Source organism: Ochrobactrum sp. WV_118_8 (assembly GCF_039631535.1).
In the GTDB taxonomy this organism is placed as follows: Bacteria; Pseudomonadota; Alphaproteobacteria; order Rhizobiales; family Rhizobiaceae; genus Brucella; species Brucella anthropi.
Map to the genome: position 1 here is coordinate 1,895,153 of NZ_JBDIUZ010000002.1, position 20,908 is coordinate 1,916,060.

The following is a 20,908-nucleotide window of genomic DNA, read 5'->3' on the forward strand; positions in this document are numbered from 1 at the left end:
CGGAAATGGACGGTAAAACATGGATTTGAATTTCAGTGTCGGCGGATGGGCGGATGTTGTGGTCAACTACATTCTCGACCACTTTACGCCTGCGCTCGATATGATCGCAGCCGCCATCGGTTTTGTGACTGACGGTATTCAAAACGCTCTTCTCGCAGTCCCGCCGATAGGTGGGGTCGCAATTCTTACACTGCTCGCGCTGTGGCGTGTGGGGTGGAAGTTCGCGATATTCACGGCTCTCGCATTGGGCCTTATCATCCACATGGAATTGTGGACGGGCACGATGGAAAGCCTCTCTCTGGTGCTGGCATCAACGGTTATTGCTGTCGTGATCGGCATTCCGCTTGGCATCGCCATGGCGCGCAGCGATACAGTCGCCTCGATTGTGCGCCCGGTGCTCGACCTCATGCAGACGATGCCCGCTTTCGTCTATCTCATTCCGGCAGCAATGTTCTTTGGCCTCGGTGCCGTGCCCGGAACAATTGCGACGGTGATTTTCGCCATGCCGCCGGTTGTGCGTCTGACCAATCTTGGTATCCGGCAGGTACATGCCGAATTCGTTGAAGCCGGGCTGGCCTTCGGCTGCACGTCACGGCAGCTTCTGTTCAAAGTGCAGCTTCCAAACGCCATGCCCTCGATCATGGCCGGCATCAACCAGACGATCATGCTGTCGCTTTCAATGGTGGTCATCGCGTCGATGATCGGTGCGGGCGGCCTCGGCAATACAGTGTTGACCGGCATCCAGCGCCTCAATGTGGGCCTCGGCTTTGAAGGTGGCCTTGCAGTGGTCATTCTGGCGGTCATTCTCGACCGCATTACCCAGAGCTTCGGCAAGGGCGGAGCCGGATTTTTCAAAAGGTTCGCATCTTTAAGAAAGGCGGCGGACACTCAGTCCGCCTCGTCCTTTCGCAAGCAGGAAGCATGAAGAAAGCCAAAATAACCAAGAATAACCCAATAATAACAATGGGAACTGATACCAATCGAAAAGGAGAAGCTATGTTAGGCAAACTAACCAAATTCGGTCTGGCGGCAGTTGTGGCGGGAACGATGACTATGGGCGCAGCATTTGCGCAGGACGGCAAGCCGGTGAAGATCGGCTGGGCACCTTGGTCGGATGCTGAGTTCGTCACCAAACTTGCCAAGAAACTGATCGAAGACAATCTCGGCCAGAAGGTTGAGCTGGTTCAGACGGACGTGGCCCCACTTTATCAGGGCGTGAGCCGTGGCGATATCGATGCCATGATGATGGCCTGGCTGCCGGAAACGCACGCCGATTACTATGCACGCGTGAAGGACAAGGTCGAAGACCTAGGCCCGCTCTATGAAGGTGCAAAGCTCGGTTGGATTGTTCCGGCTTACATCCCGGAAAGCGAGATCAGCTCCATTGAAGACCTGAAGAAGCCGGAAGTTCGCGAGAAGCTGAAGGGCGAAATTCAGGGCATCGATCCGGGCGCAGGCCTCACTCGTCTGTCGCAGGAAGCGATCAAGAAATATGGGCTGGACTACAAGCTCAATATTTCGAGTGAAGCGGCCATGCTGACGACAGTTGATCGCGCCACACGTTCCGACGGCTGGTTCGTGGCAACTTCGTGGAGCCCGCACTGGATGTTCGGCAAGTACAAGCTCCGCTATATTGCCGATCCTGAAGGCGCACTGGGTGGTGCCGAACATATCGACGCCATTGCACGTAAGGGCTTCAAGGAAGACAATCCGAAAGTTGCTTCGTTGCTGACCAAGATGAGCATTCCGATCAGCGAGCTCGAAGCTGCAATGTTCGATGCGCAGGAAACGTCCTATGAGAAGGCCGTCGATAAATATATCGCTGACCATCCGGACCGCATCAAGGAATGGCTGGCTGAGTAATCAGCTCCGTAAGAAAGCCCCGGGAAACCGGGGCTTTTTCATATCTTATCCTCTTCGAGCGATCAAAATGCCCGATATCACGATGATGCCGCCCAGAGCCTGTAACATGCCGATAGGTTCCGACAGGATAGTCCAGGCAAGAAACGCTGCGACAACCGGTTGCAGAAGCAGGGTGAGTGACGAGAACGATGCCGGAAGATAGGCGAGGGAATAAGCGATCATGCTCTGGCCTGCGGCATGAGTTACCCATGCGAGGCCTGCAAGAATAAGCCATCCATAGAGCGTGGCAGGCAGTATCTGACCTTCCATGAAATACGCAACCGGCAGCGAAAAGACGGCTGCAATCGCGCTGCTCCACAGCATGATGCGCATGGTGGAAAAGCGGCTGCGCAAGCGGCCAACCGAGAGAATGTAACCGGCATAGAAGACTGCGGCCAGAAGCGCCATCGCATCGCCGGACGATTGGGACTGGAGAAGCTCGCCCGGTCCACCCTTTAGCACGACGACGCCAATGACCGCGACGGCAAGGCCGATCATGAAAGACGTGCTCACGCGCGATTTGAAAAGCAACCAAGCGCCCAATGTCACGAAAATCGGCGCCATATTGGCAAGCAGCGTGGCATTTGCAACGGATGTCATGTGCAGCGACAAGTGCCACGCGCCGAGGTCGAAAGCGATAAACAGGCCTGGCAGGGCGAGGCGCAAACAGTCGGACAGCGTGAGCGGGGTAGTATCCTTTTCGTCGCGCCGTTCGCGACCATCCATGAGCAGAAGCGGTAAAACTGCGAGTGCAAGACGCCAGAAGCCTGTTGCGAGCGGACCCACCTCGGAAAGTCGGACAAAGATCGGCGAGCTGCCAATAGCGATTCCGCCAACGATCAGAGCGGTCATCGCCAGACGTTGCGCATTGGTAGGAGCGGGGCTTGCGGCGGTGGTATGCGACATTCTCAAACTCAAGGTTGTGCCGAAATCGTTCTGTTGCCCGCGCAATGCACGCAGCTAAAGAGCGACTGCCGGCTTTGGACTGAACTGGTCGTGGAGAAAGTCGAGCACATTTCTTTCACCATCCACGTTCTGAATATTGTCCGTCATGTCGCAAAAGAATGGGAACGAAGAAAATTTTGCCCGCGACATTGTTATGACGCGGGCTTGCTTATTCCTCTTTGAGAGAGGCGTCCAGCATTGGGTTATCGCAGAAACCGGAAATTTCATCACGTTTCTGTTCGGCACATCGTAAAATATATGAAAAAGCGCCCTCAAAAGGCGCTTTTCCAATTATCAACGAGAATAGGGCGAATAGCACTGTCTGCGCGGCCCATTATAGGGCTGGAATGTATTGTCCGAGGAGCGATAGGATTTGTAGCGGTTATAGCACCACTGAACATGCGCGTTGGACATCCTCGGTGCACGATAAACGGGGCGAGGCTGACTTACGGCACCGCCAATGATGGCACCTGCGCCGAAAGCTGCCAGCGGATACCACCACCCGTCATTATAGCGACGATAGCCATGACGATAATGCCGATAGCCGCGATGACCGTTCCAGTATCCCGGCCGGTGGGGCCTATGGCCATTATAGTGACGTGGCGGGCGGCGATGATCGCGCACCTGTTCCACATTATGATTGATGACCGGACGTTCCAGATTCAAAGGCGCTGCCATTGTCGGCGCGATGGACGTCGCTCCGAAGATCACGGCCAACGCACCGACACAGGTCTGTTTGAAGATATTCACGTGCAACCCTCCGTCTTAGGTGATTAAGGTAAACGCTTGAAATATCGATTTGTTCCCGCTTCTCTACAGGCGGAAAGCCGGGTTTTCGCTATTTTGGGCAGGCCTGAATGTTGCGCAAAATGAAAGGGAGCAGGCTCCTCCCCAAGAACCTGCTCCCCAATGCATCGCCCCCCGCCATAGGTGGTGCGATGCTTACTTCTATGGCCCTCGCCGAGCCTGAATTCAGCGTGTCAGACCTTACCTTCGAGTGCAGCATTTAGCAACTTCAACGCGCGTTCTTTTGTCAATTCAATCGGGTTGCCGCCAGCGGTCGGATCGACGATAGCCATCTCGGCAATCAGGTCTTTCCGGGCGTCATCCATTGTGAGGCCTTTGATGAATTCGGGCAGCGTATTGGGGACGCTCAAATCGCTCCGCAATTTCATGACTGCTGCCAGAAATCCGTCGAATCCGCCCTTGATGCCGAGATAATCGGCAAGCCGTTCTATACGCTTTTCGATGGCAGATCGGTTCTGAAGCAGGACATAGGGCATGAAAACCGCATTCGTCATGCCATGATGGGTATCATAAAGGGCACCGATGGGATGCGACAGCGAATGGATTGCGCCGAGCCCTTTCTGGAAGGCCGTTGCACCCATTGCGGCCGCTGCCATCATGTTCGCACGCGCTTCAATATTCTTGCCATCGGCATAGGCGGTGGGAAGGTTTTCAAGAACCAGACGGATACCCTCCACCGCGATGCCATCGGCCATCGGATGAAATCCCGGAGCGCAATAGGCTTCAAGGCAGTGTGCCAGTGCGTCCATGCCAGTGCCCGCAGTGATGAAAGGGGGCATTCCGGTGGAAAGCTCAGGATCGGCAATGACTGTGACCGGCAGCATCTTGGGGTGGAAGATGACCTTCTTGGTATGGGTCGCTTCGTTGGTCAAGACACCTGCACGGCCAACTTCCGATCCTGTGCCAGCGGTCGTGGGCACGGCAATGATCGGGGCAATTGCTTTGCTGTCAGCGCGCGTCCACCAGTCACCAATGTCTTCGAAATCCCAGACCGGTCGTGTCTGCCCTGCCTGAAAGGCAATCAGCTTGCCGAGGTCGAGCGCTGAACCACCACCAAAAGCGATGACACCATCATGCTTGCCGCTTTTGAAGACCTCAACGCCCGCATAGAGATTGCTTTCGACCGGATTAGGTTTGACGTCGGAGAAAACCCCGTATCTCACACCGGCTTCATCCAGAATAGCGAGCGTGGACGCCACCACTGGAAGTTTTGCCAGACCGGGGTCAGTCACAAAGAGCGGATTCTGAATGCCAGCGGCCTTGAGGACGGCAGGCAATTCCTTGATGCGGCCTGGGCCAAAAAGCACGGTGGTGGGGAAATTCCATTTGGCAGTCAAAGTGGTCATGTCGATTGCTTTCCAGAAATTCAATTCAGATCAGATTTTCTCACGCAGGTGGAAGGATTTCGGTCGCGTGAGGTTGCCGTAGCCGATGGGTGACAGGGCAGCACCCTTGCCAGTGTCTTTGACCCCGGTCCAGACAAGTGCGGGGTCGAGATAATCGCAGCGGTTCATGAAAACCGTGCCCGTTTCGATGCGGTCACCGAGAGCGGCAGCGTGGTCCGTATCTGCTGTCCAGAGCGAAGCTGTGAGGCCGTAGATGCTGTCATTCATGAGCGCGAGAGCTTCCTCGTCATTGCGTACTTTCATGATGCCGACGATGGGGCCGAAGCTTTCTTCACGCATGACGCTCATCTGGTGGTCGACATTGGTGAGCACTTCCGGCGCGACATAGGGAGAGCCCGCGCGATCATTCTCGACGCTCATATTGACGTGGGTCTTCGCACCCTTGCGCAACGCTTCCGCCTTCTGCTCGCGGATGAGATCGGCAAAGCGCGCCTGCGCCATTGGTCCAAGCGTCGTTGAGTTATCCAGCGGATTGCCGACGACATATTGCTTCGTCAGGTCGATGAAACCATCGACGAAGCGGTCATAGACTGCTTCATGAACATAGATGCGCTCGATCCCGCAGCAGCACTGGCCGGAATTGAAAAAAGCACCATCGACCAGATTGGCGACGGCATGGTCCAGATTGACATCAGGAAGCACATAGGCCGGGTCCTTGCCGCCAAGCTCCAGCCCGAGCGTCATGAATGTGCCTGCAGCAGCCTTTTCGATGGCGCGCCCCCCGCCAACCGAGCCGGTGAAATTCACGTGGTCAATTGTGCCGGATGCAAGCAACTTTTCGGTCGATGCGTGATCGAGAACGATATTCTGGAAGACACCCTTGGGCAGCCCGGCCTTCTCAAACGCTTTTGCAAAGCGTTCACCAGCCAGAAGTGTCTGCGTTGCATGTTTGAGGATCACGGTATTCCCGGCCATAAGTGCGGGAATGATTGTGTTGACGGCGGTGAGATAGGGATAGTTCCACGGTGCAATCACCAGAACCACGCCGAGCGGCACGTGCTTCACATACCGACGGAAACCATCCTTCTGTGTGGGCACATAAGGTTTCAGCGCCTCTTCGGCGATGTCGATCATATATTGGCCGCGTTCCTGAACGCCGCCATTCTCCCCGCCGTAACGGGTCGGGCGCCCCATCTGCCATGCGATTTCAGGGATAATCTCTTCCTGCATCCCGGCAAGCGCATCCAGTGCGGCCCGGCAATAGCGCGCGCGCTCAGCAATACTCAACTGAGCCCAGCCTGTTTGCGCAGCGCGCGCTGCCGCCACCGTCGAGGCGATTGCAGCCTCATTTAAAAAAGGACGCTCGGCATATACCGAGCCGTCTATCGGAGAGATGATCTTGGCCGTGCCGCTCATCTGCAATTTCCTCTGAAGTCTGGCATTGCGTTATTCATTTCGGGACCGGTCACGCGGGTCAATAGCGCTCGAAACCGCGATGTAGTTCCCAGTCGGTCACGCGCCGGTCGTATTCGATCTGCTCCCAATGGGCGGTGTGGACATAGTGGTTGACCACAGCCTCCCCAAAAGCTTCCTTGAGAAACGACGAGTTCTTGAGCGCCTGTGCGGCCTCCCGGAGCGTGTAAGGAATTTCCTTGAGTTTGACCGCACTATAGGCATCGCCGACAAAGGGCTCATCAAGTTCCAGTTGTTCATCTATGCCTTGCAAGCCCGATGCGATAAGCGCTGCAAAGGCCAGATATGGATTGAGATCAGCACCACCGATGCGGCATTCGATACGGATGCCTTTCGTGCCTTCGCCGCAAAGGCGGAAACCTGCAGTGCGGTTATCCTGGCTCCACATGATTTTCGTTGGCGCAAAAGTGCCTGCCTGAAAGCGCTTGTAGGAATTGATGTAGGGCGCCAGGAAATAGGTGTAGTCGGTGGCGTATTTGAGCTGTCCGGCCACCCAGGAACGCATCAACGGCGTCATAGTGTATGGGGCTTTCGGATCAAAGAAGAGCGGTTCCTTGCCATCGGCGCTCCAGATGGAATTATGCACGTGGCTGGAGCTTCCAGCCTTGCCGTAATCATACTTGGCCATGAAGGTGATGCATTTGCCGTGTGCTTCGGCGATTTCCTTCATCGCATTCTTCATGATGACATGGCGGTCTGCCATTTCGAGCGCTTCGGCATAGCGCACATTCAGTTCTTCCTGTCCCGGACCCCATTCGCCCTTGGAGTTTTCGACCGGAATTCCCGCTGCCGCGAGCTGGTTGCGCATTGCGCGTAGAACCGGTTCCTCCTTGGTGGTCAGGTGGATGACATAATCCTGTACGTAAGGAGATGCCGTTTCCATATCCTGCCAGTGCTTTGCGCGGGCTGTCTTATAGGTCTCGTCAAAAAGATAGAACTCAAGCTCAGACGCGAAATAGGCGCGATAGCCGCGCTCGTGCAGGCGCGCGAGCTGTTTCTTAAGGATAGCACGCGGGGAATGCGCCAGATCCTGATGGTCGTGATGATCGAGCACGTCGCAAAGCACGATGGCGGTCTTTTCCAGCCATGTGGCGACGCGCAAGGTTGAAAGATCCGGCTTGATGACAAAATCACCATAGCCCTTGTCCCATCCGGCGGCCTCATAGCCCGGCACCGGTTCCATATCGATATCGTCGGCAAGAAGATAATTGCAGCCGTGGGTCTCGTCGTAACCAGATTCCACGAAAAACTGCCCGTAGAAGCGTTTGCCGATCAAGCGTCCCTGCATGTCCACAAAACATGCGAGAACCGTATCGATTTCATCATTCGCAACAGCTTTTTTCAATGCATCGAAAGTCAATTGTCCGGCCATTTATGCTCGCTCCAGAACGGAAAAAAGTGATGGACGCGGCACAGTGTGCCGCGTCCAAAATCCTTAGGCATAACGGTAAGGTGCACCCGCACCTCGCATGGTTTCCTGATATTTTTTCAGGATTGCGACCACCTTCGCGTTTCTCTCGCTCTTGGTTGCGATTTCATCCCAGAACTGTTCGGCAGCGTCCTCGATCTGCTTCCATTCCGATTCCGGAATAGTTGTCAGTTCCAGCTTCCCACCGGTGGTGCGATAGTGAGCTTCGCCCCACCAGTACCAATGCTGGCGATAATAATGCGATGAGTCCATTGCCAGCTTGAAGAGCGTCTTCAAGTGATCCGGCACAGCGTCCCATTTCTCGGTATTCGCGAAATAGGAACCGGCCCATGCGCCGTTGATATTGTTGGTCAGATAGTATTTGTTGATGTCGGCCCAGCCGACTGTATAGGCCTCGGTCGCGCCACACCATGCAACGCCGTCAAGCTCACCCGTCTGGATAGCGACTTCGATATCTTCCCAAGGCAGCGTGACAGGCACGACGCCGAATTTGGTCAGGAAGCGGCCACCGGTCGGGAATGTGAAGACCCGAAGTCCCTTTAGGTCAGCAACGCTGCGGATCGGCTTGGTGGTTACGAAATTGCAGGGGTCCCAGGAACCGGCGCTGAGCCATGTGACGCCCGGAATTTCCTTATAGGCTTCCTCCCAGATTTCATTGAGTCCGTACCAGTTGAACAGGGCAGGCACATCGAGGCTGTAGCGCGATGCGAAGGGGAAATAAGCCCCAAACACCGCGACATCGACTGGTGACGCCATGGAGTCGTCATCACTTTGCGCGGCGTCGATTGTGCCGGACTGAACCGCGCGGAACAGCTCACCCTGCGGCACAAGCTGGTCGGCAGTATAAAGTTCGATCACCATCTCGCCATTGGCAGCCTTGTTGAAGGCGTCGATAGACGGCTTGATGACGTGCTCTGCAAGTGCCGGACCTGCATAAGTCTGGAGCCGCCATTTGATTGGGCTTTGCGCCCTCACATATGGCGTTGCAAGCGTGCTTGCACCCAGCGCGCCAACAGTTGTCAGCCCGGCTTTCTTGAGAAAATCGCGTTTGTTAAGCTTGCTATTCTCACTCATGCCCATTCTCCCACTCTTGTTTGAGTTCACCCTTTATGTGTTCCGGTCTGGCCGTTCTGGCTCTTGTCACCGGCTTATGCGCATTCTCCCGTAATTATCGTCATCGTCCGGTGTACCAGTTGGGCAACCACATCGCGATCTGCGGAAAGATCATCAGAAGGATGATGGTCAGCACCATGAGGAAGAAGAACGGTACGATTGAACGATAGATGTCTATCAGCGTGACTTCCTTCGGGGCCAAGGCCCGCATCATGAATAGATTGTACCCGAAAGGCGGCGTGATATATGCGATCTGGCAGGTGATCGTGTAGAGCACACCGAACCAGATGGCGTTGAAGCCGAGGCTCTTGACCAGCGGTATGTAAAGCGGTGCCACGATGACCAGCATTGCCGTGTCATCAAGGAACATGCCCAATATGATGAACGAAAACAGCATCAGTATCAGGATTGTCCAGGGCGACAGATCGAAGGTGTTCAGCAACACGCTTTCAATGGCTTTCACCGCTCCGAGGCCATCGTAGACCGACGAAAAGCAGAGTGCAGCCAGAATGATCCAGAGGAACATGCAGGTGACGGTGAGACTGTTCCGTGACGTGGTTTCCCAGACAATCTTGTTGAGGCGTCCGGTGAAAAGCGCGGCAAGCGTTGCAAGTAATGCGCCGACGGCCGAGCTTTCAACAAGGCTGGTAACGCCGGTGAGGAACAGGCCCATCATCGCGCCGAAGACCACGAGTGGCAGAATGCCTGCGCGTAGCGCGACGAAGCGGTCGTGCCATGTGATCCTGTCCAGTTCTTCTTGTGGCAAAGTCGGTCCGAGCTCGGGCTGGAGGCGGCAGCGTATGTAGATATAGATCGCAAAGAGCGCGGCCATGAGAAGGCCGGGACCAATCCCTGCGAGCCAGAGCTGCAATACCGGCTGCCGGGCAATCATCGCATAAAGTACCAGCACGACGCTTGGCGGAATAAGGATACCAAGCGAGCTGCCCGCCTGGATAACGCCCGTTACCATAACCTTGTTATAGCCACGCTTGAGAAGCTCTGGCAGTGCGACGGTAGCGCCGATTGCCATGCCTGCGACGCTCAGGCCGTTCATGCAGGAAATAATGACCATCAGGCCGATCGTACCCAGTGCCAGACCGCCGCGAATGCCGCCGAACCACACGTGGAACATGCGGTAGAGATTGCTGGCAATGCCCGATTCCGAGAGCATGTAGCCCATGAAGACGAAGAAGGGCACAGTGATAAGCGGATACCAGTTCAGCACCGCAAAGGTGGCATTATACGGCATCTCGAACGAGCCTTTGCCCCAAAGCAGAAGCGCGGCGAGCGAGCCGACAAAACCGATCACGCCGAATACGCGCTGCCCGGTCATGAGCAGCACCATCATGGTTGCAAACATGAAGAGCGTTATGAATTCCGAACTCATATGTGATGCCCTTCCTCAATGGCAGGACCCGCAATGGTGCTGATCGGCTGTCCACGCAGGGAGGCCCAGTCCTTGAAGAAATTGGAGACGCATTGCAGCAGCAGCAGGAGAATACCGACAGTCATGATGAGCTTGATCGGCCAGAGAAGCGGCGCCCAGGCGGTATAGTTCTTCTGGCTGTAAACGATGGCGTAGTTGGTCGATGAAATGCCACCGGCGACCATCACACCGAGATAGAAGATGATGAACAGGATGGTGATCATGTCGGTGATCATTTTCCTGCGCGGTGAAAGACGGTCAAAGAACAGGTCCATGCGCACATGCGCGCCCTGTTGCATGGCGTATGCTCCACCGAGCAGATAGTAGGCCGAGAGCAGAAACTGGGACATTTCCAATACCCAGTTGACCGGTACTCCGAGAACAACACGCGAAAAAGTCGAATATAGAAGGCAGGCACCGAGCACGAAGAAGAGATACATCGCGAAGCGCCCGACATAGTAATTCACTGCATCAACATATTTGACGAACAGTCTGATCGGCTTCGGCATTTCCCGCTCCTTCAGGCTTTCTGTTCTGTGTTGCGAGGGTCAATTGCTTTCGCAATGTCCCTCAATATCGTTGCGAGTTTTTCGGCCCAGGCAATCTGTGCCGGACCATCGGCAATCTCATTGTTGCGAAGTTCGATCATCACGCAGGGCGCATTGCGCGGACGCGCGTGCCGCTCCAGCGTGTAATAGACGCGATCGGCTGGTGAATAGGGTTCGTTGACGCCGACATTGAGCGCTGGATCTTTTCGCAGTGCGGCGATTAACGGCTTGCCGATCCGGTCATCTTCGTCGTGGATGATGCCGATCGGCCAGGGGCGGGGGACGTCGCGATAGATGGGCGTGAAGGAGTGGATCGTCACGATCCAGGATGCCTGTCCTCGTCGCGCACGCTCTGCAATCACGTGTTCGACAGCAGTGTGGAATGGCCGATGTGAAAGATCGATACGTGCCAGACGTTCCATGGAATTGAGCGCGTGATTTCCGGGAACCACGGTTGTCTCGCTGATTTCCGGAATGAGGTCGTGAGCGTCGAGTGGACGATTGCAATCAATCAGCAGTCGCGAAAGCTGGCTTTCGACGAGCGGCGCGTGAAGGGACGAGGCGAGATGCCTTGCGACTTCCACCGCGCCGGGGTCCCACGCGATGTGTGCCTGCAAGGCATCTCCCTCCAGACCGAGCCCCTTGAAAGTCTCGGGAATGAAATTGGATGCGTGCTCGCAGACAAGAAGATAGGGACTTTCCCCATTCTTGTTGAAGACAGAAACAGGCTCGCACGTAGCCGTGCGATGTTCTCGCTCGTCCGTCATTCTGTTCGTTCCCCGCGCTGTAACTTATGTTACGTTTTTTCCAATTATGCGCTATTGCGGATTATTTGATACGTCCTATGATTATTTGTCAAACACAATTTCGCCCGAATTCAAAAAGGGTGTTCAGGAATGGGAAGTGCTGTGCCGGTGCATGCAAGCGTTGCGGAATTGATCAATGAACGGATCGACACGATGCCAGCGGGCGAGCGCAGTGCCGCCCAGACGCTGATCGCCAATTACCCGATGCTGGGACTAAAAACTGTCGCGGAGTTTTCCGGCTTGGCCGGTGTCAGCTCCCCAACGATATTGCGCTTTGTGAACAGGCTCGGGTTTCAGAGCTATCCTGATTTTCAAGCGCGCTTGCAGGATGAACTTGCGGCTCAACTGCAATCACCGCACCACCGCAACGAACAGCCGGGAACCGGGCGAGACACAGCCTATCCGGCGGTGGAACATACGCTTGAGAATATTCGTGAAAGTTTCCGGCATTTGGGTGCAAAGCAGTTGCGGCAGGCCGTGTCGGCTTTGAGTGACGCCAAGGGCAATGTCTATCTGATTGGCGGGCGCTTCACCGATCCGATTGCGCAATATATGGCGGCGCATATGACGGTCATTCGCCCGCATGTCTTTCACTTGGGCGGACAGGAGAGCGTGTGGCGTGACCGTCTTCTCGATATGGGAAAGCGTGATGTTCTGGTGGTTTTCGATATTCGTCGTTATCAGGACAGTCTTTTGAAACTGGCTGAGACGGCAAGGTCACGAGGCGTGGAAGTCATCCTCGTGACCGACCAGTGGCTTTCACCGATTGCACGCGTGGCGCGCCATGTTCTGGCGGGACGTACGGCCGTACCGTCAGCCTGGGATTCTTCGGCAGCGCTCTTTGTGCTGGCGGAAACGGTCATTCGCGAAATGACCAGAATGCTTGAAAAAGACAGTGCCGCCCGCATCGCGGAACTTGAAGGATTACGCTGAAAGGGTTGTCGGTACGCGTTTTATTCCAACCCACAGGCCCGCAGAAACAGCGCCGAAACCTCTTTCTCGATCCTTTCGAGATCGAGCGGTTCGTCCTTGTTGAGTTCCATCATGCTGCGAACCTGCGTTTCAAAGTCGGCATAATGCTGGGTGACGGCCCAGATATGCATCTGAAATAGTAGGGGATCGACAGGTTTGATCCGACCATCATCCACCCACGACTGGATGAGTTTCACTGCATTATGGGTCGCTGCGACGTGCTTTTTCCAATGGCGGCTCAGATAAGGTGCGCCATTGGCAATTTCGGTGGTGAAAAGGCGCGAGGCTTTGGGGCTTTTCTGGCTATATTCGAGCTTGGCGCGGATATATTGGCGGATCACCTTGGCAGGGTCATCTTCGGTACTGGCCCCGAGGAATATGTCTTCCCATTCTTCGAGGATGTAGACGATGATATCCTCGTAAAGCTCTTCCTTGCTCGAAATATAGTAGTGCAGTTGCGGCTTGGTGAGACCGGCGCGGTGCGCAATGCCTTGCGTGGATGCCCCCGCAAGGCCTTTTTCGGCAAATTCATCGATCGCGGCAGCCCGTATTGCACCGAGAATGCGCCGCCTGCGTCCGAGAACCTTGTCCCGTCCGGTCAGTTCGGTGTCGTCATTCTCGTCGCCGTTGTTCATTCATGCCTGCCGCGATTGAGGAGGGGTTATTGCCCCAGCTTTTTCTTGATGTCGAGCCCTACGCCCTTGTTTACGAAGGCATCGGTCGCGACCTTGCTCATGTCGAGTTCGTCGCCGCTGACAATCCCTGCCTTGCGGGCGAGTTCGTAGAACGCCTTGACGCGATCCATCGAGATTGCGCCAATTCCCTTTTCAAGCGTATCGCCACTGTCGATAAGCTGAAGGTTCTTTATCCGCTCCAGTTCCGCATTGAGCGTTTCCTTGCTCATATCCGGATTGTCTTTCAGGATCAGTTCATAGGCTTTGCTGCGGTCGCCGTAGAGGAAATTGGTCCAGCCTTCCACGGAAGCGCTGACGAAGCGCTGTACCAGATCAGGGTTCTTTTCGATCAGATCCTGACGGGTTTCGATTGTATTGCCGTAAGTGCTGTAACCGTAGTCGGCGAGGAGATAGGTCGTAACCTTAGCGCCTTCCTTTTCTGCATAGATCGGCTCGGCGGTCGCATAGGCCTGTTGCACGACTTTCTTGTCGTTGAGGAACTGGGCGAGGCTGTAGCCATAAGGGCGCAGCTGTTCGTCCTTGAAGCCGAAATCCTTGACGAGCCATGGCCAGAACGAGAACTGGCCGTCCTTCGAAATCAGGATCGTTTCGGCATTGGCCAGGTCTTTGAAGTCCTTGTACGCACCTTCATGCGCCATCAATGCCTGCGGATCCTTCTGGTAGAACGCGGCAACAACCGTCGTCGGCACGCCGTTGGCGACATTGTTGAACGACAGTAGCAAGTTTCCGGTCAGCAGGAAGTCGAGACGGCCTGCAGCAAGCATCGGGCGATTGTTGACCTGCGGTCCGCCCATTTCGATTTGCACATCGAGGCCGTATTTTTCATAGGTACCATCTGCGACAGCCTGATAGAAACCGCCGTGACCGGCTTGCGCGAGCCAGTTGGTGCCGAGCGTCACCTTGTCGAGCGCATAGGCCATCTGTGCAGAAAGGCCCATGGAAAGTGCAGCCAACGCCGCAACCAGTGTCTTTTTCATTTGGTTCCCCTTGTTTTAATCAGTCGAAGCCATGTCAGCGGTCCAGCCGCGCGTTTTGCCCGGATTGAGCAGGCCATATGGGTCTGCCAGTTTCTTGAATTCGATCTGGACACTGTCGATTTCTTTCATGCCGCCATCCTCGATGGTGTAGGCATGCGGATCGTAGATATCGCAACCGTCAACCTGCTCCAGTTCCTTGATCAGGCGGTACATCTCGTCACGGCCTTCAAAGCGAACAAGCGGAAGCGCGAAAATCTGCACTTCTCCTTCAAGGCGCGCCATTTCATGATGCATATACTGCGTTTCGCCGTAGCGCTTGATCTGGCGTGTCACTACATCCACGTCAAACGGACGCGGATAGGCGACCTGCAGATAGGTCCAGCCTTCCTCGGCTTTCAGTGCCTGCAAGGTTGTGTGGTTCCAGCCACATTCATAAGCGGGTTGCAGCCCGTTCTTGTGCAATTCATCCAGCGTCATGGCGAAGGAAATCTTGCCACCAAATTCAGTGGCGAGCGCTTCGAAACGAGCCATTTCTTCCGGGGCAATCATGGCAAAAACCGCATCCTTGTCGGATGGGAATAGGTCGCCGAACTTGGTGTAAAAGCGCGCAAAACGGCGATCTACAGTGGTCAGAAGATAGCAGTCGAGATTGCCTTCTAGCGCCTTGAGGCAGAAGTTGAGCGTTGCCTCGTAACTATCGAACAAGGCTGCAGTATGTATCCAGTCCGTTGCCTTGGTAAGACCGATTTCCAGTTCCAGAATGATGCCGTTGGTGCCATAGGCATGCTGGACTTTATGAATGTCGCGTCCGGTCAATTCGATAATCTTCGGCTCCGGTTCGACAGTCAGAACCTTGACCGAATAGACATTGCCATCGTCGCGCAACATGCCGTGACGCAATGAGCCGATGCCGCCTGAACCACCTGAGAAGAAGCCGCCAATCGTGGCGATGCGGCGGGTTGACGGATACATCAACAGTTCCTGACCGGTTTCGCGCACGGCATCGTCGAGGCGCGAAATGCGCGCGCCGCCTTCCACGCGAACCTTGCCGGGTTCGATGGAGACGATGCGGTCGATCTTGGTCATGTCCAGAATGATGCCGCCTTCGAGCGGAACGCATTGACCGTAATTGCCGGTACCTCCACCGCGAACGGTGATCGGAATACGCAGCTTCGCGGCGGCTGCCGCTACGCGACGCACCTCATCCTGATCTTTCGGGATGACGACGAGATCGCCGACATAATGGCCGATATCTTCGGTGAGGATCGGGCTATACCAGAAATAATCACGCGAGCGCAGTTCGACTTGCTTTGGGTCGTCATAAATGCGGATTCCATCGATTTCGGCGCGAAATGCGGCCCAGTCGTAGATGCGCTGTGGAGCGGCAGAATTCATGTGGCTCTCCCGTTGATTTGAGGCACGGCAACGCCATTACGCCAGACGACGCGGCGGGCCTGCGGGCGGCTGATGAGATCGTTCAGGTCTGCTGCGTCGTGCCAGACAAAACTGGCCACGCCACCTGCCTGCGGTTGCTGCACGCATTCGCTGCCAATAAGGCGGGCGGGCAGGGTGGTGATGCTGTCGAGCCAGTCCTGCGGCTCGACATGGCAAACCGGCGCTGCGAGACGAAGAATGGCGAGCGGGTCGTAATCGCCATAGGGATAGAATGCATCGCGGACATTGTCGGAACCGAGCATGACATCCATGCCTGCTGCGCGCGCTTCCTTCAACGGTGCAACACCGCGCAGGCGCGGAGACTTTCCGCCGATCCGGTCTTGCAGATAGAGATTTGTCGTGGGTAGCGAAACGAGTGCCGTGCCTGCATCCGCGGCAGCGTCCAGGATACGCTGCAGTTCGTCCGGCTTGCGCAGTGATAGCGAGCAGGCATGACCGCACAGCACCCGACCAGCCATGCCATGGCGTTTGGTTGCCGATACTATCAGCGAAAACCCGTTTGCTTCGACATCCAGACCTTCATCGACATGGAAGTCGAGATTGAGATCATGCTGCACGGCGAGGCGGAACATCTCTTCGATTTTGGCTTCAAGATCGGCGTTGCGATAGAAGAACGCTCCGAAGACGCCGCCGTCTTTTGCAACACGGGCCGCGATTTGTGAGCCTGCATCAAGCACCAGATCACCATGCACAAGTGCCGCCAGCTGAAGGTCGATCCGGTCTTTCCATTCCTCGCGCAGCTCGTTCAGAACGGGCCATGCAACAGGAACTTCCGGTGTCGTCCAGTCCACATGGCTGCGCATGGCGCCGACGCCTTGTTCGAACGCAGCCTCAATGCCTCTGCTAGCGCGAGTGCGGATATCTTCCGCGCTCCAGTTCGTCCGATCTGTGCCCATCAGGTCTATGGCGTCGAACAGGCAATCCACTCTGGCGCTGCCATTTTCTGCAATACGCTGAATCGTGAACGTCTTGTCGAGATGGACGTGGACATCCGCAAAAAGTGGGGTGACAAGTCCGCCGCCAACTGCCTGCGACGGAACAAGCGATGCGATGCGATCACCTTCGATCTTGATGTCGTAGTGTCCGGAACGTCCGGCTATGGCGACGCCAGTCAGCATTTTAGCGCTCACGACGGATTTCGCTTTCGTGCCAGCGTCCGAGGACGAAGCGCGACAACCAGCTTGTGATGAGGAAAATCACGATGCCGAGCAGCGACACGAGGAAAAGTGCCGCAAACATGCGCGGAATTTCGTTGCGAAAGCTCGATTCCAGAATACGCGAGGCAAGACCGGTGCTCTGGCCTGCCGTACCGGCAACAAACTCAGCTACAACCGCACCAATCAGTGACAGGCCGCCAGCGATTTTCAGCGCGGCCATGAAATAGGGCAGAGCGCTTGGTGCCAGCAGATAGCGAAGGCGCTGCCATGGCGAGGCGCGGTAGAGCTTGAACAGATCGCGCAGATTGTGGTCGGCGCTGCGCAATCCTATTACCGTGTTGGAGAGGATCGGAAAGAACGCCACGATCCAGGCGCAGATCAACAGGGCTGAAAATGTATCGCGTACATAGATGAGGATGAGCGGCGCAATAGCAATGACCGGTGTGACCTGCAGGATTACGGCGAAGGGAAAGAACGCCATTTCTATCGGGCGCGATAGGGCAAAGATCATGCCGAGCAGAACGCCGCCAATAATGGCACAGGCCAGCGAAATCAGGGTTAGCTTGACGGTAAACCACATGGATGCCGTTAAGGATGGACCGTCCTTGATCAGGGTCTCGGCGACCAGCGAAGGAGCTGGGATCAGGTAATGCGGTACCTGATAGTAGCGGACAAGGCCTTCCCATATGCCGAGCGCGATGATGATTGCCAATGTCGGCATCATGATGCGCAAAGTGCGCTCGCGCCGGGCGAGGCGATCCTGTTCGGAATTGAGGACTGGCAGTTCGTTTTGCATCTGGTTCATCTTCCCGCCCTCAATGGTCTATATCTTGAGAAGAAAGCGTCGCGGTCAGCGCGTCGGAAACCTTGGCGCAATATTTCGCATATGCGTCTGTCGTGCGGTAATTTTCGGCGCGAGGATAGGAACCAATGATTGGTATATCGGCAACCACTCGGCCCGGTCTTGCCGCCATGACGATAACGCGGTTTGACAGGTAGACCGACTCGTAAACGCTGTGAGTGACGAAGATCACCGTCAGGCCATGTTCCTGCCAGAGGCGCAGCACGTCATTATTGAGCTTGAAGCGCGTCATTTCATCGAGTGCCGCAAAAGGTTCATCCATCAAGAGAAGGCGCGGACGTGTAACTAGCGCGCGGGCGATGGAAACGCGCATTTTCATGCCGCCTGAGAGCTCTCGTGGAAAAGCCTTGGCAAAGCGTGACAAGCCAACCTGTGCCAGAGCTTCTTCAACGCGCGGGGTCGCCTCCTTGCGGGAGATACCGGCAAGGCGCAGCGGCAGATAGACATTGTCGAAAACGCTGGCCCACGGCATCAGCGTCGGCTCCTGAAAAACAAAGCCGATATCCTGCGCTCCGATAGGACCTTTGCCGGGAGCATGGCCGTTGACGCGGATATCACCGGCGGAAATCGATTCCAGACCGGCGATCATACGCAGCGCTGTGCTCTTGCCGCAGCCCGATGGACCAAGGAAGCTGACGAACTGGCCTTGCTCGATCGTGAGCGACATGTCGCTCACGGCCATCACACCAGTGCCATATTGCTTGTAGACGCCGTCTATCTCGATCAGAGAGGACGAAGCTTGCGAGTTGGGGGCCACGCTCATTGTCCTTACCAGGCTGGTTGATTGTCGAGCCAGGAAAGCGGCGCTCGTTCGATTTCTGCGAGAACCTCGACCAGCCGCTCGGCGGCAAAATCGATGGTCGCTCGACCTTTTTCGGCAGTCGCGAGCGTTGCGTCGCCAGCGGCGCCGTAGGGATTGATATCCTGAATCTGCCAGGCAGGCTTCGCGCCGCCGCTCAGCGCAAGATGCTTGAAATCACGTGCAAAAGTTTCCGTAAGAGTGCGGAAATCCTGGGCTTTCGACATGTCGACCAGGTCTGGATGCATTTCCAGCATCACCGAGGTTTCCATGTCACCGGCATGAATGCCGTGCTTGGCGTCGTGGTCGCTGTAGACGCCTTCCGGCATTCCGAGACCGAACCAGTTGATGCTCACAACCATCATATTGTGGCGGATACGAAGTTCTCGTGCCACGATATCCATGACACTGATCTGGCCGCCATGGCTGTTGAGAAGCGCCATCTTGCGAACGCCGCTTGCCGCCACGCAGCCACCTATTTCGCACCACATGCGAATGATCGTCTCTGCCGAGAACGTCAGCGTGCCGGGATAAAGACTGTGTTCGTTGCTCTTGCCAATGGCCTGCGTCGGCAGGAAAAGCGCGTGGCTTGTTTCAGGCAGGCGGGCGATTGTTTCCTTCACCATGCCGTCGACAATCGCGGCATCGACCGCCAGCGGCAGGTGCGGTCCGTGCTGTTCGATTGCGCCGACGGGCAGAACCGCCACGAGCTTCTCGCGATCGAGGCGGGAGAATGCCTCGCTCGTATAATCGGACCAATATCGTTTCAAGATTGCAACTCCTACACGCTCGGGCCAAGGGCGTTAGACATATCCTACTAAACAATCTGACCGATCGGTCAAACTAAATGTTTTAAATATTCGAATTGCGTGCAATTAAGGTGTGAATCCGTGGCTATTCGGTCACGCGACGGGCCGTGACGTGTTTATGATGCGCGGAAATTTCCGGAGGTCCTATGGACGACAGATGCATTATCATTGGTGCCGGCCATGCCGGTTCGCAGGCCGCTATCAGCCTTCGGCAGGAAGGCTATGCAGGCGAAATCGTTCTCATCAACGACGAAACCGATATTCCCTATCATAAGCCTCCGCTCTCCAAATCCTATTTGAAAGCCCCGGAAGGCGGTGGCCTGGTGTTGCGCCCGGAAGCAACCTATCGCGACAATAATATCGAGATGCTGTTCGGCCATCACGTCGATGCCGTATCGATTGCCGACAAGACGGTCGCGCTTGATGATGGGCACGTGTTGAACTGGTCTGAACTGATCTTCGCGACCGGCGCACGTGCGCGCATTCCCAATGTACCAGGTGTCGGGCTCGAAGGTGTCTTTACGCTGCGCCGGATGGAAGATGCACGCCGTATCGCAGCGGCAATGCCGAATGTCGAGAATGTCGTCATTATCGGTGGCGGTTTCATTGGCCTCGAAATGGCCCATAGCGCAATCGCGCTTGGCAAAAAGACGGTTCTGATCGAAGCGGCGCCTCGTGTGCTGGGGCGTTCGGTTGCAACGCATATCTCTGCCCATGTGGAAGCGCGCAGCCGCGCCGCTAACATCACACTTTTAACCGGTCTCGGCGTGGCGGCAGTCGAGGGGGAAAATAACCATGTTATCGGCGTGAAAGCTGCAGACGGCACGATATTCCCGGCGGATATGGTCGTGATCGGCACTGGTGCGGTGCCAAATGTCGAGCTTGCAGTAACGGCGGGACTTGCAATCGACAACGGGATTATTGTCGACGAGAACCTGCGTACTTCTGCTAGCCATGTCTACGCCATTGGCGATTGCGTGAGCTACGATCACTTTCATGCTGGTCGCCGGGTACGGCTGGAATCGGTACAAAACGCGACCGATCAGGCAAAGCATGTGGCGCGCACCATTGTCGGACGCGAAGCGCCGTTTCGGGAAGTCGCCTGGTTCTGGTCTGATCAGGGCGATATGAAGCTGCAGACGGCAGGACTTTCCTTCGATGCTGATCGGCATATCCTTTCGGGGAACCCGGAAGAAAATGCATTTTCCATCTTCCATTTTGCCGGTGACAGGCTTGTGGCTGTCGATTCCATCAATCGTCCGGCAGACCATATGATCGCGCGCCGTCTGCTGGCTGCGGGTATTAATCCGACCGAGGCCGATATTGCCGCCGGGGCGGCGCGGCTGAAAGAAATGCTGGCCGCTGCGCCGAAATCTTGAGGATTCAC

At 55.8% G+C, this 20,908-nt stretch carries 20 protein-coding genes; 4 read left to right on the forward strand and 16 right to left on the reverse strand.

The genetic code is table 11. The features are described from left to right. Positions 1-19 precede the first annotated feature (19 nt). Both ABDF71_RS23195 and ABDF71_RS23200 read left to right on the forward strand, forming a co-directional pair. Positions 20-925 (forward strand): ABC transporter permease, encoded by a 906-nt coding sequence (locus ABDF71_RS23195; RefSeq protein ID WP_151663217.1) that lies wholly within the window; start codon positions 20-22, stop codon positions 923-925. Positions 926-996: 71 nt separating this feature from the next. Beyond that, complete coding sequence (locus ABDF71_RS23200; RefSeq protein WP_010659072.1) at positions 997-1,863, forward strand: glycine betaine ABC transporter substrate-binding protein; 867 nt, start codon at positions 997-999, stop codon at positions 1,861-1,863. A gap of 45 nt (positions 1,864-1,908) precedes the next feature. Here the strand turns inward: ABDF71_RS23200 and ABDF71_RS23205 are convergent, their stop codons facing one another. From ABDF71_RS23205 to ABDF71_RS23245, 9 genes are all read right to left on the reverse strand, one after another. Continuing rightward, positions 1,909-2,808, reverse strand: a complete 900-nt coding sequence (locus tag ABDF71_RS23205; RefSeq protein WP_151663216.1) for a DMT family transporter — start codon at positions 2,806-2,808, stop codon at positions 1,909-1,911. Positions 2,809-3,141: 333 nt separating this feature from the next. Further along, positions 3,142-3,597 carry a BA14K family protein gene (locus ABDF71_RS23210; protein ID WP_010659069.1) on the reverse strand — a complete coding sequence of 152 codons (456 nt, stop codon included), beginning with the start codon at positions 3,595-3,597 and terminating at the stop codon, positions 3,142-3,144. Positions 3,598-3,827: 230 nt separating this feature from the next. After that, positions 3,828-5,000, reverse strand: coding sequence for an iron-containing alcohol dehydrogenase (locus ABDF71_RS23215; RefSeq protein ID WP_151615204.1), 1,173 nt, complete (start codon positions 4,998-5,000; stop codon positions 3,828-3,830). A 30-nt stretch (positions 5,001-5,030) separates the two neighbouring features. Next, positions 5,031-6,416: an aldehyde dehydrogenase family protein gene (locus tag ABDF71_RS23220; RefSeq protein WP_151663215.1), complete on the reverse strand. Its 1,386-nt coding sequence runs from the start codon at positions 6,414-6,416 to the stop codon at positions 5,031-5,033. Positions 6,417-6,474: 58 nt separating this feature from the next. Continuing rightward, a complete protein-coding gene (locus ABDF71_RS23225) occupies positions 6,475-7,845 on the reverse strand; it encodes a glutamine synthetase family protein (RefSeq protein ID WP_010659066.1) in 1,371 nt (456 codons plus the stop codon). A 63-nt stretch (positions 7,846-7,908) separates the two neighbouring features. Next, entirely contained in the window at positions 7,909-8,976 is a 1,068-nt protein-coding gene (locus tag ABDF71_RS23230; RefSeq protein ID WP_012093235.1) for a TRAP transporter substrate-binding protein, read from the reverse strand. A gap of 100 nt (positions 8,977-9,076) precedes the next feature. Then, positions 9,077-10,402 (reverse strand): TRAP transporter large permease, encoded by a 1,326-nt coding sequence (locus ABDF71_RS23235; RefSeq protein WP_012093234.1) that lies wholly within the window; start codon positions 10,400-10,402, stop codon positions 9,077-9,079. Further along, the gene (locus ABDF71_RS23240; protein WP_010659063.1) at positions 10,399-10,950 is read right to left on the reverse strand and encodes a TRAP transporter small permease subunit; all 552 of its coding nucleotides are present in this window, start codon (positions 10,948-10,950) and stop codon (positions 10,399-10,401) included. Before ABDF71_RS23240 ends, ABDF71_RS23235 begins: the two co-directional genes overlap by 4 nt. 11 nt (positions 10,951-10,961) lie before the next feature. After that, a complete protein-coding gene (locus ABDF71_RS23245; RefSeq protein ID WP_151663214.1) occupies positions 10,962-11,756 on the reverse strand; it encodes an N-formylglutamate amidohydrolase in 795 nt (264 codons plus the stop codon). 129 nt (positions 11,757-11,885) lie between these two features. On the opposite strand from ABDF71_RS23245, the gene ABDF71_RS23250 reads away from it, so the two are divergent. Further along, on the forward strand, positions 11,886-12,728 hold the full coding sequence (locus tag ABDF71_RS23250; protein WP_010659061.1) for a MurR/RpiR family transcriptional regulator: 843 nt from the start codon (positions 11,886-11,888) through the stop codon (positions 12,726-12,728). Positions 12,729-12,748: 20 nt separating this feature from the next. Here ABDF71_RS23250 and ABDF71_RS23255 read toward each other — a convergent pair whose 3' ends face one another. The 7 genes from ABDF71_RS23255 to ABDF71_RS23285 are packed head-to-tail and all read right to left on the reverse strand — an operon-like array spanning position 12,749 to position 19,482. After that, entirely contained in the window at positions 12,749-13,402 is a 654-nt protein-coding gene (locus ABDF71_RS23255; RefSeq protein ID WP_010659060.1) for a TetR family transcriptional regulator C-terminal domain-containing protein, read from the reverse strand. Between the two features lie 26 nt (positions 13,403-13,428). Continuing rightward, positions 13,429-14,439 carry an ABC transporter substrate-binding protein gene (locus ABDF71_RS23260; RefSeq protein WP_010659059.1) on the reverse strand — a complete coding sequence of 337 codons (1,011 nt, stop codon included), beginning with the start codon at positions 14,437-14,439 and terminating at the stop codon, positions 13,429-13,431. A 15-nt stretch (positions 14,440-14,454) separates the two neighbouring features. Continuing rightward, positions 14,455-15,834, reverse strand: a complete 1,380-nt coding sequence (locus tag ABDF71_RS23265; protein ID WP_151663213.1) for an FAD-binding oxidoreductase — start codon at positions 15,832-15,834, stop codon at positions 14,455-14,457. Further along, positions 15,831-17,024 (reverse strand): amidohydrolase family protein, encoded by a 1,194-nt coding sequence (locus ABDF71_RS23270; protein WP_235918615.1) that lies wholly within the window; start codon positions 17,022-17,024, stop codon positions 15,831-15,833. The genes ABDF71_RS23265 and ABDF71_RS23270 overlap by 4 nt, the downstream gene beginning before the upstream one ends. Then, positions 17,014-17,856, reverse strand: a complete 843-nt coding sequence (locus ABDF71_RS23275) for an ABC transporter permease (RefSeq protein ID WP_029375997.1) — start codon at positions 17,854-17,856, stop codon at positions 17,014-17,016. The genes ABDF71_RS23270 and ABDF71_RS23275 overlap by 11 nt, the downstream gene beginning before the upstream one ends. Before the next feature lie 10 nt (positions 17,857-17,866). Then, positions 17,867-18,676, reverse strand: a complete 810-nt coding sequence (locus ABDF71_RS23280) for an ABC transporter ATP-binding protein (RefSeq protein WP_010659055.1) — start codon at positions 18,674-18,676, stop codon at positions 17,867-17,869. A gap of 5 nt (positions 18,677-18,681) precedes the next feature. Beyond that, complete coding sequence (locus tag ABDF71_RS23285; protein ID WP_010659054.1) at positions 18,682-19,482, reverse strand: creatininase family protein; 801 nt, start codon at positions 19,480-19,482, stop codon at positions 18,682-18,684. A 185-nt stretch (positions 19,483-19,667) separates the two neighbouring features. Between ABDF71_RS23285 and ABDF71_RS23290 the strand changes: the two genes are divergently transcribed. Then, positions 19,668-20,900, forward strand: a complete 1,233-nt coding sequence (locus ABDF71_RS23290) for an NAD(P)/FAD-dependent oxidoreductase (protein ID WP_125301175.1) — start codon at positions 19,668-19,670, stop codon at positions 20,898-20,900. Positions 20,901-20,908: the final 8 nt, after the last annotated feature.

Excerpts from the sequence above, each read along its gene's own strand:
- ABDF71_RS23195 (WP_151663217.1), top strand. The coding sequence starts at position 20 with ATGGATTTGAATTTCAGTGTCGGCGGATGGGCGGATGTTGTGGTCAAC.
- ABDF71_RS23200 (WP_010659072.1), top strand. The coding sequence starts at position 997 with ATGTTAGGCAAACTAACCAAATTCGGTCTGGCGGCAGTTGTGGCGGGA.
- ABDF71_RS23205 (WP_151663216.1), bottom strand. The coding sequence starts at position 2,808 with ATGTCGCATACCACCGCCGCAAGCCCCGCTCCTACCAATGCGCAACGT.
- ABDF71_RS23215 (WP_151615204.1), bottom strand. The coding sequence starts at position 5,000 with ATGACCACTTTGACTGCCAAATGGAATTTCCCCACCACCGTGCTTTTT.
- ABDF71_RS23220 (WP_151663215.1), bottom strand. The coding sequence starts at position 6,416 with ATGAGCGGCACGGCCAAGATCATCTCTCCGATAGACGGCTCGGTATAT.
- ABDF71_RS23225 (WP_010659066.1), bottom strand. The coding sequence starts at position 7,845 with ATGGCCGGACAATTGACTTTCGATGCATTGAAAAAAGCTGTTGCGAAT.
- ABDF71_RS23230 (WP_012093235.1), bottom strand. The coding sequence starts at position 8,976 with ATGAGTGAGAATAGCAAGCTTAACAAACGCGATTTTCTCAAGAAAGCC.
- ABDF71_RS23235 (WP_012093234.1), bottom strand. The coding sequence starts at position 10,402 with ATGAGTTCGGAATTCATAACGCTCTTCATGTTTGCAACCATGATGGTG.
- ABDF71_RS23240 (WP_010659063.1), bottom strand. The coding sequence starts at position 10,950 with ATGCCGAAGCCGATCAGACTGTTCGTCAAATATGTTGATGCAGTGAAT.
- ABDF71_RS23245 (WP_151663214.1), bottom strand. The coding sequence starts at position 11,756 with ATGACGGACGAGCGAGAACATCGCACGGCTACGTGCGAGCCTGTTTCT.
- ABDF71_RS23250 (WP_010659061.1), top strand. The coding sequence starts at position 11,886 with ATGGGAAGTGCTGTGCCGGTGCATGCAAGCGTTGCGGAATTGATCAAT.
- ABDF71_RS23255 (WP_010659060.1), bottom strand. The coding sequence starts at position 13,402 with ATGAACAACGGCGACGAGAATGACGACACCGAACTGACCGGACGGGAC.
- ABDF71_RS23260 (WP_010659059.1), bottom strand. The coding sequence starts at position 14,439 with ATGAAAAAGACACTGGTTGCGGCGTTGGCTGCACTTTCCATGGGCCTT.
- ABDF71_RS23265 (WP_151663213.1), bottom strand. The coding sequence starts at position 15,834 with ATGAATTCTGCCGCTCCACAGCGCATCTACGACTGGGCCGCATTTCGC.
- ABDF71_RS23275 (WP_029375997.1), bottom strand. The coding sequence starts at position 17,856 with ATGAACCAGATGCAAAACGAACTGCCAGTCCTCAATTCCGAACAGGAT.
- ABDF71_RS23280 (WP_010659055.1), bottom strand. The coding sequence starts at position 18,676 with ATGAGCGTGGCCCCCAACTCGCAAGCTTCGTCCTCTCTGATCGAGATA.
- ABDF71_RS23290 (WP_125301175.1), top strand. The coding sequence starts at position 19,668 with ATGGACGACAGATGCATTATCATTGGTGCCGGCCATGCCGGTTCGCAG.